This is a genomic window from Helicobacter sp. T3_23-1056 (assembly GCF_053654535.1).
The window spans coordinates 1-13,888 of sequence record NZ_JBSIUU010000014.1 but is presented as its reverse complement, the minus strand read 5'-3'; the positions used below and the strand labels follow the sequence as shown (position 1 = coordinate 13,888).

Here is a 13,888-nt window from a genome sequence, read left to right as displayed (position 1 = left end):
GCAACGATTTAGAAGTCATATTAAGATTTTTTGCGCAAAATCATCATAAGATTTTGCATATTTTATGCCTTGTATAGCACATTTTGTGCCATATATGGCTCTAATACCTTAGGAATCTCAATTTCGCCATTTTCTTTTTGATAATACTCCATTATCGCTGCCAAAGTGCGCCCCACTGCTAGCGAAGAGCCATTTAGCGTATGGACAAGGTTGTTTTTGCCATTTTCTTTGTAGCGGATTTTTGCCCTGCGCGCTTGAAAATCGCGAGTATTTGACACCGAGCTAATCTCTCTGTATTTCCCCTGCCCTGCAAACCACACTTCTATATCCACCGTATTGCTAGCACTAAATCCCAAATCCCCGCTACATAACTGCATAAAACGATGAGGCAACCCTAGCGCAGACAAAATCCCGCTAGCACATTGAATCATTTTTGCCTGCATAGCTTCGCTTTGGCTTGGGTGGGTTATGGCGACTAATTCTACTTTGTCAAATTGGTGTTGGCGAATGATTCCGCGCGTATCGCGTCCTGCGCTCCCCGCTTCTTTGCGAAAGCAAGGGGTTTGCGCGGTTAGACATATTGGCAAATCCTCCGCGTTAATGATTGAATCATTATAAAGATTTGTCAAAGTGATTTCGGAGGTAGAGATAAGATAAAGCGCGTTTTTAGATTCTTTAGATTCTTTAGATTCTTTAGATTCTTTAGATTCTTTAGATTCTTTAGATTCTTTAAATTCTTTAGATTCTTTGGAATCATTAGAATTTATGGCATTTTTAGAACCATTAGAATCTAAGGCATTTTTAGAATCTAAGGCACAATCACTTTTTGCCTTACTAGATTTTATGTCGCTAGATTTTATATCGCATTCCTTGTCAAAATCCTCCCCCTTGCTAAAATCCTCCCATTGCGCATCATTGGCGATTTTAAACATATCTGCTTCAAATTTTGGCAACTGCCCCGTGCCAAATAGCATTTTTTCATTTACGATGACGGGGGTTACTACGATTTCAAATCCAGCCTTTTCATTCATATCTAGCATAAAATTTATAAGCGCGCGAGATAGCCTAGCCCCCTCACCGCGAAGCACGCTAAAACGGGATTTTGATAATTTGACTCCTGCGCTAAAATCTATCCATTTATTGTTATCAGCTAGCTCCCAATGCTCTTTTGGAGTGAAGCTAAAATCTTTTGGGATTAAAATGCGTTTGATTTCGATATTTTCACTCTCATCTTTGCCCTCTGGCGTGGCGTTATCTGGGATATTTGGGATTTGTGCTAGGGCAAAATCTAGTTGCTCTTTTGCTTCTTTTAAAAATGTTTCATTTTTGGCTATTTGAGATTTGTTGGATTCTAGTTTGGATTTTAGAGCTAGCACTTCGCTATCGTTTTTATCGCGCTTTTGTGCCATCAGCACGCCAAAATGTTTGGATTCTTTGTTGTGGGATTCTTGGCAGGATTCTAGGATTTGTTTTTTTTCTTTGTAATCTTTTGTGAGGTTGGCTAGATTTTGTAGTTGAGTTTTTGAAACATTGCGAGAATGCAGTTTTTTTGCGATTGCCTCAAAGTCATTTAGCAAAAGTTTTGTATCTATCATTTATTTTCCTTTTTTTGTTTGCTTTTGCGTTTGATTGTTTGGGGATTTTGATAAACGCATTTTTAAGTCTTTGTGGATTTTTGTAAAAATGGCACAAAAAATCGCATTATAGCAAAATATAGCAAAATCCAAAAACATAACAAATCATAGAAAATAATGTGAATACATAAAATCAATCGCGCAAAAACGCGAAATATCCCCAAACTCTTTAAGGAGAGAGAAATAGAGAAAAGGGATATTTCATCAAAAGGAAGATAATGCCATTTAGGTGCTACCTTTTAAGATTTTAGAAACTTGCAAGATTTCACAAAATCTTAACGCAAATCCTGCCTAAGATTTTGCCAATACATTTTTGCAAGCAACCAAAAATACTTAACAAAGTTTTACCTAAACAAATCACAACAACTAAAGGAGACCCACCGCTCAACCTACCCTATTACGCCCTTAGTCGCTTAAAAATTCAAATCACACAAAATCACAAACGAATTTTGCAAGTGATTTATGATTTCACGCAGTATTTACGCGCTTTTATGTGGCATTTTATGCGGAGAGCCACCGCCTGTGCCACCTGTGATATGGCTAGCTTTGCCATCTTTTATGAGATATGCCTGCCCAAATCCTTTGACAAATCGCCCATCTTTTGGTTTAAGCTCGATTAGATGAAAATCTGCAAAATCTTTTATGGTTTTGATTCCGCCACTTCCGCCACTTTGTGCGATAAAACTTTCATACACTTCATCAAACTCCGCGCTTCCTCGCGCTACAAATCTAGATTCTACGCGGTAGCGAAGCCTTTTTCGCAAAATCACGGATTTTGCCTTGCTTTCATCTTCTAAAAACATTAGCTCGATATTGCTAGGATTTGCCTTGATGGAGGCAAAATGCTCCCCCACCTCGCTAATGTAAATAAAAAACTTCTCTTTATGATGAATCACGGGCGCGTAAGTGCAAAGCACCTCATTTTTTGGGCTAAGTGTGGCAAGGCAGGCAGAGCCAAAAGATTTGGCAAAATCTATGATTTCTTTTTCTACCTTGCCTAAATCCGCGCTTTGCTCCACGCTTTTGCATAGCTCGATAATGCTATCTTTTAGATTTTCTTGCGTGGCTTTTTGTGGAAACTCCACGCGCAATTTTCCACCGCTATGGGCTAAATCAAGCCCTTCTAAATCAAGCCCTTCAAGCCTTGTGTCTTTTGGATCGCTTATATTGCCAAATTTTTTTAGCAAGCCCTCTAATTCCTTTGCGTGATGCTCATTCATATGGGAAATATAGCCTTTTATGACTTCTGCAAAATCCATTTTTGCTCCTTTGCTGTGAAATAAAAGCGACATTGTAAGCAAAAAAACCTTAAAGTTTTATTAGAAATGATAGTGTTTATCAAATATTTTTCAAATTTTTTAGAATCTTATGATTTTATATGCGTTAAAATATCGTATTTTACGAAGTTTGTAAGATTTTTGTAAAAAAAATAAATTTTTTGTATTGCGCTTAAAAATTCTCATTTTACCTGTTATTTTGAGTATTGATTTAGCAAATTTGCAAGGCAATAAAGCCATTTTTGGTTTCATTGTTTCTATATAGAGAGTTACGAAGTATGACATAAATAAATCCTTATAATTTTATCGATGAACTAAACCAAAAGCCAAATACCACCAAAAAGCAGTTAGTAATACAAAAATACACCAAAAGCTAGATTTGTAAATTTTGTATTTTATTACTCCATTCTTGGTTAAATAAAATAATATTGCAGGTATTACAAGAGAAAGAACGCTAGATTCTAATGCCATATCGTAAAAGTCATAATAAAATAATGCCAAACCACCGGGCTTTCCAAGCGAGTAATAAATGTAATAAAGCGGTTTTATAAAAATCACAACAGACGCCACCATAATCCAAAAGCAAATAAAGCAATCAAGTAAAAATTTGCCTACACTAAATTTTTGATTCATATAAGCACACTCCATTTATCCATCTCATCTAGCTCATCAGGGCTTTTGCCTTTGGTAAGTCCTATAAATGCGTGAGGAATTGCAATAGGTAATAAACCTAATTTTGGTTTCATTGTTTCTATATAGAGAGTTACGAAGTATGACATACAAAATCCTATTATTTTGTAAAATGATAGTTGAAAATATATTGAATATATATAGCAAATAAGACTAATATTGCGCAACCAAATAGCAAACTTGCTTTATAAAATTTGTAAAAAATATTTATAGCACAAAGCGTAAGCGAGCTTGGCAAAACAATGCCTATAAAAATGCTCACATTTGACAATATAGGCAATGAACTTAAAATTATTTTCATAGGATAAAACAATACAAATGGAGATATTATTATTGCCGCAAAGCAGATAAAGCAATCAAATGCAAACTTACCCCATTCAAATTTTTGATTCATATAAGAATCCCTCTCTATCTTGTATCGGGTGAATATAGATAGTTACAAAATACGGCATAATAAATCCCTATTTGATTCCATCTCTATGTGTAAAACCATAAGCCAAATACAACCAAAAAGCCGTTAGTAATACAAAAACACACCAAAAGCTGGGTTTATAAATTTTGTATTTTATAATATTTTTCTTTTCTAAAAAATAAAACCAAGTAATGTAAAGAAATATTTTGCATAATGCAAACAATAAAACCCATCCATATTCGCTATTTAATGACCGAATTCCTACAAACTCTACTAAAACACTACATATTAAACCACTTGGAATAACAAATATGATATATGATATTATCATTAAAGACAAACAGATAAAACAATCAAGTATAAATTCGCCTACACTAAATTTTTGATTCATACAAGCACACTCCGTTTATCTTGCTCATCTAGCTCATCAGGGCTTTTGCGCGTCAAACCTAAAAATATGTGAGTAAAGCCCTTAAAATCACTCAAAGTATCAATATAAATCGTTGAATAATATTTCATAAATTTTACCTTATCGAAATGGTATGCTATCAGCCATTACAAATGCGAAAATCATATAAACTACACCAATCGTGTATATACAAAACAAATTATAATGCTTTGTTTTTAGTAAAAAAATAGCGCAAATAATATATGTCATTATGCTTACAAACATTAGATATTCATAGTTTAAAAGCCACAATGTTGTAAAAATACTTAATAATAATGGCAGTATATTTTTGACATACAAAAGATTTATTATAAAGATTACAAACATAAAACTAAACAATATAAAATGATTGTGATAAATCGCAGTAAAACCCCAAATGACATTTTGCAACGCACTTATTTCATTATTCCACCAACTAGATAAACAACCAAAAATCCAAATTTCAAAAATCAAATGCGACACAAAAAAGCTACACACAAACCACGCGATTTGTCCGCTTATAGTCGAATCTAGTCCTTTAGATTCTAGCTTTGCTTTGATTTGTGCATAAATAGGGATTTTCAAAATATGTCCTTTTATTTTTTATTGCTATTTTGAATCTTAAAATTATACAAAAGCAACTTTAATTTACCTTAATTTTATATATCTTTAGCAGTCATTTGTCCCCCTAAATGCGATGATATAATTAGTGTTTATATTATCATACAAAATCAAAGATTGGGTCTATATAAATCGTTACATAGTGTTTCATAAAAACCTCTCATTTATCGTGGTAAAATTTGACCCGTAAGGAAAAAAATAAAGACAAAAAATAAAATAAACCAATTCAATACAAAAACTAAAAATATTATACATAATAATAGTTTTCTTTTTATGTCCATTTTAGTGCTTAAAAACCAAAAAAGTATAATTATAAATGCTCCAATTATCCATAATTTGCCCATTTCTACAAATATAGAAATAAAATAAAACATAACAAACAAAAATCCAAAAAGCAGAAACTTTTTATGCCAAAATACAAGAATAGACCAAAGCGAAATACTTGAAAATAACATAACAAAAATAAACACACCAACAAAATCGGCGAAATTAAGTCCTACTGCCCAATACAATCCTATAAAAAATCCACATATCACACTTAATATGCCACTAAAATATAGCCACGCGATTTGTCCGCTTGTAGTAGAATCTAGCCCTTTAGATTCTAGCTTTGCTTTGATTTGCGTGTAAATAGGGATTTTCAAAGTATGTCCTTTTATTTTTCATTGCTATTTTAAATCTTAAAACTATACAAAAGCAACTTTAATTTTATACATCTTTATAATCATTTGTCCCCCTAAATGCGATGATATAATTAGTGTTTATATTATCATACAAAATCAAAGATTGGATCTATATAAATCGTTACATAGTGTTTCATTTATAAAATCCTCCGCGCAAGTCAAATATATAAAAACTTAAAGCAAGATAACTTACTGCGATTATAAAAGTCAAACATAATCGCTTTTGCATAAAAAATAACACGATAACAATAGCACAAAAGAAGCACACAGAAATAACCACATTGTAAAAATATATCCATAAAATTACGATTGCACTTATCAATGGAATCATATTGATTTTGTATAGGCAGTTTAACAAAAATATGCACCACATAAAGAAAAGAGAAAAGAAATGACTAAAATAAGGCGCAAGTATAGGCACATATATATATTTCATAAAGTCAATTATGTCATTGATTTTATTGGCGATTAACCACCAACAAATAAAAATCAAATGCGACACAAAAAAGCTAAACACAAACCACGCGATTTGTCCGCTTGTAGTAGAATCTAGTCCTTTAGATTCTAGTTTTGATTTGAGCTGTGCATAAATAGGGATTTTCAAAATATGTCCTTTTTTTATTGCTATTTTGAATCTTAAAATTATACAAAAGCAACTTTAATTTACCTTAATTTTATATATCTTTAGCAATCATTTGTCCCTCTAAAACCATATAAATTTTTTCTGCAAAGTATCCTCAAATAGCGTGGCAGAGAATCCACAATTACTATCGCTATTTTTGCCATTTTCCCTACTGCGCTCTATATTTGGCTGGTGTGCTAGAATCTTAAAACGATTTACAAAATCGATTGTGCGTTTTGATAGTTTAAAATCAAGTGTAATGGCAGAAATGTCCTTATTTGCGATTTTATCTTTAGTGGAAAGGCAAGTATCTATAAGTGGCATACACCAATCACCTACTTTATCATTATTAAATCGTGCTTCGATAGCCCTTGTGTAAGTGGAATTTTGCCCATTGAATGTATCGTCTAGTTTTTGTCCATCACTAAAATCGCTTTTAGTTTCATCAATCACATAATCTTTGGTGGCGCATTCTAATAACGCATAACTAGCATCAGCGCAATCCGCGTAATCTTTAATCTTATCTATTCGCGCCATTTGCATTTTATCCACCTTTAATCATTTTTTAAATTGTAACCAAAATCCACCGCCTTCATCACCTTTGAGCCATAAACCATACTCAGTGTAGGTGCAAGTGCTGTAGCTGTAAATCAAATGTTTAGCATTATTTTTGTCATTATAATAAAATGTTCCTTTTGAAATGGCAATATTAAAAAAATCAAAAGATTCCATATCATAAATCACTGCATAGCCATTTGATAATTTTGCTTCATTGTTTGAATCATAAAGACTAACAACTTCATTGTATAACTCTCTATTGTAAATTGTTGTATGCCCTTTTATTTTTTCATAAGCAACGCAAACATAAAGTTTGGGGTCGGCATATATGATAGAGCAGCCACCCACAATAAATAAAACAAAAAAGAATGGAATTATAGATTTTAAAAGAATCTTAAAAATCTTTTGAAAACTTGTAGATTCCGCTTTGTGTTGTATTTTGTTGATTCCTTTGATAATTAAAAATAATGCTAAAACACATAAAAATATAAGCCAAAAAATGCCAAATATAAATCCTATTATATCAAACATAAAAAGTCCTTTTGCATATCTCCCAAACACATCACATAACTCGCATCCGCACAATCTGCATAATCTTTAATGTTATCAATTAGCTTTTTATTTGCATTATTCATATTTGCACACTCCTTGCGTTGCTTCCTCTTGCATATTTTCCACATAAAAAAGATTATTTTCATAAGGTATATGATATAGTCGCGAAGTTCCAATCCTAATTCCTCCACCCTCATCACCGCCAATATAAAGAGCAAAGTATTTTTGTATATATTCTCTTGCTTGATAAATGATGTGCTTATTGCCGTTGTTGTCTGTATAAAAAGCAGTGTAGCCTACTATCGATATTCTGCTATATTTAGTATTCATTCTCAAGCTCTCAACCTCTAATAAAAAATTATTTGATAATATGCCTTCTTCTTGTGAGGGGATAACTCCAATGCCAAGTCCGGGATATATGCCAATCTTTTCTGCCTCTGCGTATAAATCCTTGTCAAATACATAAATTCCGCTACATTTTTCGCCCAATTTCTCAGCTTTATAAAATTGCCAATCTACAAGTGCAGTTGAAAAATTTGCAATGACAAACAAGCCACCAAATATTAACACAAAGATGATAAGCGTAATCTTTGCTACACTTTTTAGTTTGAGTTTAGCCATATTTTACCCTTAAATACATAACGCATAACTCGCATCCGCACAATCCGCGTAATCTTTAATCTTATCTATTGATTCTTTGTTTTTTATCGCTCATTCTTTTTTATAAAAACTCTTTTTGGATTGCACCACATATCTGACTTTTGCCAATACCAACCAAAACCACTAGCTTCATCACCGTATAATTTAAAATAATAAAAATTCAAATCATAGCCTACGCCCTCGCCAACTAGGACTTTGTCTAAATACCATTCATATTGCGTTTCCGTAATGCCTAAAAAATTTTTTTGAGAGATGACTTTTGCGTCTATTTTGTCAAAAATATCGTTTATTTCGTCGTTTATTTCGATTATTTCCTCTGTGATTTTCTCTCCGCGATAAGAATCTTTAAGCATCAATTTATCATATAAATTTTTGTCGTAAATTGTTTGTTTTTCCATATTTTTGCAAACATATAGCCACATAATATAGGTTCTTGGGTCTATAAAAGAGTAGATCCGCCGCCTACAAAAAACAAAACAACAAATATAAATACAAAAAATGTTATGACATATTTTAGCATAAATATTTGCTTAAGTTTTGCTTTAAATGTTTTGATTTTTCTCCACATTTACTATGTCTGCCTTTTAAATCCTAGATTTGAAATTTCATATAAAAACTTTAGATTCTAACCTAATATTACTTAACAAACCATTAAGCAAAGACTTTTTGCCTACATTTGAAGTGAGTTTGACTTGTCCTCCGTGAGCGCATTTTAGCTCATCGCATTCTAGTATAGGGCAAAGAAATGCTGTGTTATTTAAATCTAAATCATTTTTATTAGATTAAATCTTTTTTCTTTTTTTTGCTCATTTTCTTTGATAGCATTAGATTCCTTGCTTTTACATTCTAGTTTGATATTTTGTCAAAATTTCAAAAAATCACTAGATTTGCATAAATACTTTACTTTATACCCTCCGTTCCTTTTGTAAAATCAATCTCTAAATCCAACACTTCTTTGGGGAAAATATAATGGCGGGCGGAGGGGTAGCCATAGGTGAGATGTTCATAGATTTTGTATAGCAAACAACGATTTATTTGCCAAATATGCAAATACTCTATATTTTTATCTTCCTTATAGTCATAGTCATAGTCTTTTATATAATATTCTACAATTATTCTCCACGCCATTAAGTAATATTCCTTTATGCTTTGAGGGGTAGAATCTTTGTCTCTAGGGTCTTTTATTAGCCCCTCTTGGATAGCATATTCTAATCCCAAAAAATTACCACTACCCCCATATACACAAGAAATCACATAATAAGTAAAATCTATAAGTAAATCTGGTGGGAATTTTTCATCAAAATATGGGTCAAGCCCGTTTATTAGTCCTTTTTGTTTGGGTGTTTTTTCATAGTAAGCCCATAATTTTCTAGCCTTAATGTTTGATTTATGTAAATTTGAGCAACAGCTATAATCTTTTGCCATTTCCTCTATTAAATCCTCATTGCCTAGTGCTATCGCGCAACGCACACAAGCCATATAAGGAATCGCCGCATAATAAGTAGAATGTATACCTTGAGGCTCATAATTACTCGCTGCCATAGAAAAAGCTAATGGGCTTTGATATTTTATAGCAGCTGCTAGCCATAGCTCCGCAGTAATAAGTGAATATCTAGATTCTTTCCTTTGCGCTTCCTCATCTATCGCCTCCCACACGATAGATTCTAATGCGTAATTATAACATTCCAATGCTTGCTCTCTACCAAGATATAATAACCCACTTTTATAAAGCTGATAATACATATACGCATTTTCTGGGATTTTTTCATTAAGCAGTGCTCGCGTGATAGATGAGCATTCTGCTATTTCATCGCCCGCATCCATATGGTCTCTTAAATGTGAATTTTTAAAAAGCAATTTTGCTAATTCTACTCCTGCTTTTAGATATTGCTCTTTATATGCGATTCGCAAGTTATTAAATATGGCTTGTTTGGTATTAGAATCTAAATTACTAAAATCTAAATTTTTATTTTTGTTTAGTAAAGTTTGTGCTTTTTGATATGCTCTTTTTGCGCTATCGCTTATGCGTTCGCTATATTTATACGGCTCATAATCCACACTCACATAAGGAAAAAGAGCGGATTTTATCTCACTTTTTCTCACTATCATTTTTCTTTGCTCTTTATAGCTTAGCTTTACAAATGCTTCTTTTTCCTCTTTGCTCCATTTGATACCATTTCCATTTGGGTGTGGCTTGTAGGATTTTATGGTTTTTAGCATAAAATTAAGCCGATATTCTTTTATGTGTTGTTGTTCGCTAATATTGCGCGGTATATTAGCTTGAAAAATTGCCTCTTTAGATTCCATATCGTGATGAAGTTTTTGCCAAAAAGGTATTTCCTCTCTCTCAAATATAGCACCTTTCACTTTCACTCCTTAATGCGTAGATTTTATATCAATCCACTATATCAATGGTTGTGGGGATAAAATCCTCATCATAGATAAGATTCCCACAAAGTTGCTCTATTTTTGGCACTTCGTCGCAATTATTTTTCTTGCTTTTAGGTTTTTGCGTATATATTACATAATTCCACTCTGCGATACGCTTTAGCTGGATAAGAAAATCGTGGTTAAATTTTATCCCATCTTTTGCTTCGCCACCCTTTGATTCAAAATTTTTTATGTCATTATCAAGTTCTTTTGCTTTTTTTAGTTTGGTTTGAACAAATCTGCCATCTGTAAGATTTGCTAAATTACATTCTTTAGGTTTGATACAAACTTCATTCCTTAAATAATTTTCTAATTGTTGATTCTCTCCCATTTCCAAATAAAACCATAACTTCGCATAAGCCTCTTTGATGACACTTCGCTTTTTGCCATCTAGCGCGTCAAAATCTACATTGAAATTTATGAAATTTTTTAGGCTTTCTTTTAATGTTTTTGTTGCGCTTGATTGATTTTGGCTAAATATACCTACACTCGGCGTTTTTACACAAAATCCACTATCCAAAGCAGAGCCACCTAATAAAATCGCTCTCAAATCCGCACTTATAAGCGTTTGAGTGATTTCTATGGGAAATGTCAAATACTCGCTTCCTTGTTTGCAGGTGGCATAAGGTGTATTTCTATGGCGATTTAGCATAAAAAGTAGCGCGATAATTTTTTGTTTCATATCGTTACTATCTTTTATTTGAGTGGGGAAAAGTTTATCTAATATTGTATTTGCAATATATGTCATTATAGAGTTGATTACAGATAGTTGCGCTATATGCTTAATGCCCACTCTGCTATCTATCTTGTTATATAACTCTTTGACATAACGATTTGTTTTTTTGTCTAGCTCTTTTACCATATCTTGGGTAATTTGTTTGATAATGTCTGTATTAGATTCGTCAAAAAAATTTAAAGCATATATTTTTGTAGCATATTTTTTAAGTTTATTTTTGATTTGCGATAGGCGTTGAATAACAACATCTTTTGTAATATTTTTGGTTGTCATTTCTCCAATATCAAACAACTCTTTTAATATAGATTTATCATAATGATTGTTTTGCTTTATGTCAATATTTATGGCAGTAAGTGATAGCAAGCCTGCTTCATAGCCTAGTAAAAAATTATTTTTTGCTTCGTTGTTAGAATCTAAAATATATTGAATGCTAATCCTGCAAAATTTAAATAGAAGTTGCTTATCCAAAATCTTTAATATATCCTTATGCAATGGTATAAGTGGCATTATATAATCTATTGCTAATTGTTGATAATTTTGCAATGATTTGTTTTGTAAATCTTGTTCAATTTCTAAATAGTTAATATTTATGTTTAATGCCAAATCTAGCGCATTGTCATTGTTGTTGAAATACATATCAAGCATTGCAACATACAATGTTTCTAACTCTTTAATATTATAAAATACATTTGGTGTGTTATTAGATTCAATAAATTTCTTTTTAAAAAAATCTTGTAGCGAATCTTTTTGTTTTGTATATTCTTTATTTATTTCATTTTGATATTCTTCTAATTTTGCAATTTCATAATCATTAAAATATGAAAATAAATAAAAAATATCTAATAACATATTCATTATTTCTACATTTTTATTTGCTTGATTTTTGTTTGTTTTTAGTATTTTTTCTTTTGTAAATAAAGCGCATAATTCATAGACTAAACTACAAAAATCTTTTTCATTCATATCGCATATTTTTTTAGTATCAATTATCAATGAATCATCTACTATATTGTATTGTTTTATTAGCTTGTAAATCTCATTTATTGATATTTGGTATTGCTCAAACAATTCAATGATTTTATGCGTAATGTATGTTATAAAATCAGCTTTTTTGATTCTAAACATTGCAGATAGAAATAATATATTTTTCTTTGTGTAGTCATTGTTGAAGCATTTATCTTTGATATGTTGTTGTATTTTATATTCTGGCAATCCGTTATGCAAGCAATTTGTCAAAATAAGAGCTGTTTTATTGCTACGCATTTTATTTTTTTGTCTGCTTTGTGCAAAACTTTGCATTAGCATATCACTTGCTATTATAGAGCTAAAACTAGATGATTTTATAAATAAAAAACTATCAAATTTTAATAATAGATTTTGCAAATGCTGGAATGCTGATGAGTTCGTAATATTGTCATTTTTATCATAAAGTTTTCGCAAATGCGAAGTGCAAAATGTAGAAAATTGAGTGATTGTTTTGTTTGTGATTATACGATTAAAATCATCATTGGTTTTGCTAAAAATAGTCTCTATATATGATTGTTTGTCCTCTTTATTATCTAGCGAAAATTTAGCCCTAAATACTTTATCTTCTACAATCAAAGTGTCATTTTTAGAAATTTCATATAAAAGCATAGAATTAAATTTCGCATAATTTGGATATAAATGATAAGTAAAAATGTTATTTTTTTGAGTTGTGATGAGATTCCCCGCTCCAAAATGCGAAAAATTTAAAAGGCTTACTAAATGAGAATCTAATTTTTCATAAATACTAATTATTGCCCCATAGACTTCATAAACGGCGTGCAATTTTTGATTTTCTTTATATTTTTTTGAAACAAAATCATAAATATCATACAAAAGCAAAATCAATGAAAAAGTTATGCCAACAGGTCCTAGTGGCATTCCTCTTAAAAGTGAGATAAGTGTTTTGGCTATTTTTGAGTTGGCATTATTTATTAGCACAAAGGATATTAGCGGAAAAAGCGTAGTGCTAATAATTTTTGCGCTTAATATAATTATGTCTTTATTAAATCGATTTTGCAAATCCTGCTTTACTTGTTCGGTAGATTTATCTAGCGTGATTTGTAACTCTTTTAATTTTTGATTTGCCTCTGTAAAAATTTGTGCGGTATTATCAAAATTACAATCTTTTAGTGTATTAAAAATATTATTTTGTTCGGTATTATATGAGTTAAGAATACTTTTTATTTGCTTTAAAATATCGTTAATATCTTGTGTTGATTTTTTTTTATCTGCAAATAACAAAAACATTTCCATTGCCTTTGCTCTTAAATCTAAAATATTGTTTTGATTATCGAACAAACAATTTACTTGTGGATATAAGTCTTTTTGATATGCTGTTTTGTCTAATGAATCAATTTTGATATGCGAATCTGCACCGATATTGTTTATATCGCATATTTGCAAGGCTAATCGCAAATCAGCCACTTGCATTTGTGTAATATTTGATAATTTATAATCTAAATTTGCATTCAAAGCCACGAAATCTACATCTACGCTATATCCTATATGTTTTTGAGATATAAATTTGGCTTGACTTTTGGCTATATTCATCACTTACCC

At 31.4% G+C, this 13,888-nt stretch carries 13 protein-coding genes and 2 pseudogenes; all 15 read right to left on the bottom strand.

Going from position 1 to position 13,888, the window contains the following annotated elements; translation table 11 throughout:
* Positions 1 to 62: 62 nt before the first annotated feature.
* Positions 63 to 1,136 (bottom strand): annotated as a pseudogene (serS, locus tag ACWIUO_RS08355) (serine--tRNA ligase); the annotation flags it as partial.
* A 132-nt stretch (positions 1,137 to 1,268) separates the two neighbouring features.
* A pseudogene (locus ACWIUO_RS08350) lies at positions 1,269 to 1,595 on the bottom strand (hypothetical protein); the annotation flags it as partial.
* 518 nt (positions 1,596 to 2,113) lie between these two features.
* Positions 2,114 to 2,893: a HugZ family heme oxygenase gene (locus ACWIUO_RS08345; RefSeq protein WP_454177446.1), complete on the bottom strand. Its 780-nt coding sequence runs from the start codon at positions 2,891 to 2,893 to the stop codon at positions 2,114 to 2,116.
* Between the two features lie 321 nt (positions 2,894 to 3,214).
* Positions 3,215 to 3,544, bottom strand: a complete 330-nt coding sequence (locus ACWIUO_RS08340; protein ID WP_454177445.1) for a hypothetical protein — start codon at positions 3,542 to 3,544, stop codon at positions 3,215 to 3,217.
* On the bottom strand, positions 3,541 to 3,690 hold the full coding sequence (locus ACWIUO_RS08335; protein WP_454177444.1) for a hypothetical protein: 150 nt from the start codon (positions 3,688 to 3,690) through the stop codon (positions 3,541 to 3,543). Before ACWIUO_RS08335 ends, ACWIUO_RS08340 begins: the two co-directional genes overlap by 4 nt.
* A 372-nt stretch (positions 3,691 to 4,062) precedes the next feature.
* A complete protein-coding gene (locus tag ACWIUO_RS08330; protein ID WP_454177443.1) occupies positions 4,063 to 4,404 on the bottom strand; it encodes a hypothetical protein in 342 nt (113 codons plus the stop codon).
* A complete protein-coding gene (locus ACWIUO_RS08325; RefSeq protein ID WP_454177442.1) occupies positions 4,401 to 4,532 on the bottom strand; it encodes a hypothetical protein in 132 nt (43 codons plus the stop codon). Before ACWIUO_RS08325 ends, ACWIUO_RS08330 begins: the two co-directional genes overlap by 4 nt.
* Before the next feature lie 10 nt (positions 4,533 to 4,542).
* Positions 4,543 to 5,025: a hypothetical protein gene (locus ACWIUO_RS08320; protein WP_454177441.1), complete on the bottom strand. Its 483-nt coding sequence runs from the start codon at positions 5,023 to 5,025 to the stop codon at positions 4,543 to 4,545.
* 852 nt (positions 5,026 to 5,877) lie between these two features.
* Positions 5,878 to 6,348: a hypothetical protein gene (locus tag ACWIUO_RS08315; RefSeq protein ID WP_454177440.1), complete on the bottom strand. Its 471-nt coding sequence runs from the start codon at positions 6,346 to 6,348 to the stop codon at positions 5,878 to 5,880.
* Positions 6,349 to 6,447: 99 nt separating this feature from the next.
* The gene (locus ACWIUO_RS08310; protein ID WP_454177439.1) at positions 6,448 to 6,909 is read right to left on the bottom strand and encodes a methyltransferase; all 462 of its coding nucleotides are present in this window, start codon (positions 6,907 to 6,909) and stop codon (positions 6,448 to 6,450) included.
* 15 nt (positions 6,910 to 6,924) lie between these two features.
* Positions 6,925 to 7,455 carry a hypothetical protein gene (locus ACWIUO_RS08305; RefSeq protein ID WP_454177438.1) on the bottom strand — a complete coding sequence of 177 codons (531 nt, stop codon included), beginning with the start codon at positions 7,453 to 7,455 and terminating at the stop codon, positions 6,925 to 6,927.
* A gap of 96 nt (positions 7,456 to 7,551) precedes the next feature.
* The gene (locus ACWIUO_RS08300) at positions 7,552 to 8,097 is read right to left on the bottom strand and encodes a hypothetical protein (RefSeq protein ID WP_454177437.1); all 546 of its coding nucleotides are present in this window, start codon (positions 8,095 to 8,097) and stop codon (positions 7,552 to 7,554) included.
* 83 nt (positions 8,098 to 8,180) lie between these two features.
* Complete coding sequence (locus ACWIUO_RS08295; RefSeq protein ID WP_454177436.1) at positions 8,181 to 8,558, bottom strand: hypothetical protein; 378 nt, start codon at positions 8,556 to 8,558, stop codon at positions 8,181 to 8,183.
* A 478-nt stretch (positions 8,559 to 9,036) separates the two neighbouring features.
* Positions 9,037 to 10,503 (bottom strand): hypothetical protein, encoded by a 1,467-nt coding sequence (locus ACWIUO_RS08290; RefSeq protein ID WP_454177435.1) that lies wholly within the window; start codon positions 10,501 to 10,503, stop codon positions 9,037 to 9,039.
* Positions 10,504 to 10,531: 28 nt separating this feature from the next.
* Entirely contained in the window at positions 10,532 to 13,807 is a 3,276-nt protein-coding gene (locus tag ACWIUO_RS08285) for a hypothetical protein (RefSeq protein WP_454177434.1), read from the bottom strand.
* Positions 13,808 to 13,888: the final 81 nt, after the last annotated feature.

Coding starts and splice junctions, on each gene's coding strand:
- ACWIUO_RS08335 (WP_454177444.1), bottom strand. CDS start 3,690: ATGTCATACTTCGTAACTCTCTATATAGAAACAATGAAACCAAAATTA.
- ACWIUO_RS08330 (WP_454177443.1), bottom strand. CDS start 4,404: ATGAATCAAAAATTTAGTGTAGGCGAATTTATACTTGATTGTTTTATC.
- ACWIUO_RS08340 (WP_454177445.1), bottom strand. CDS start 3,544: ATGAATCAAAAATTTAGTGTAGGCAAATTTTTACTTGATTGCTTTATT.
- ACWIUO_RS08295 (WP_454177436.1), bottom strand. CDS start 8,558: ATGTGGCTATATGTTTGCAAAAATATGGAAAAACAAACAATTTACGAC.
- ACWIUO_RS08305 (WP_454177438.1), bottom strand. CDS start 7,455: ATGTTTGATATAATAGGATTTATATTTGGCATTTTTTGGCTTATATTT.
- ACWIUO_RS08300 (WP_454177437.1), bottom strand. CDS start 8,097: ATGGCTAAACTCAAACTAAAAAGTGTAGCAAAGATTACGCTTATCATC.
- ACWIUO_RS08345 (WP_454177446.1), bottom strand. CDS start 2,893: ATGGATTTTGCAGAAGTCATAAAAGGCTATATTTCCCATATGAATGAG.
- ACWIUO_RS08325 (WP_454177442.1), bottom strand. CDS start 4,532: ATGAAATATTATTCAACGATTTATATTGATACTTTGAGTGATTTTAAG.
- ACWIUO_RS08310 (WP_454177439.1), bottom strand. CDS start 6,909: ATGCAAATGGCGCGAATAGATAAGATTAAAGATTACGCGGATTGCGCT.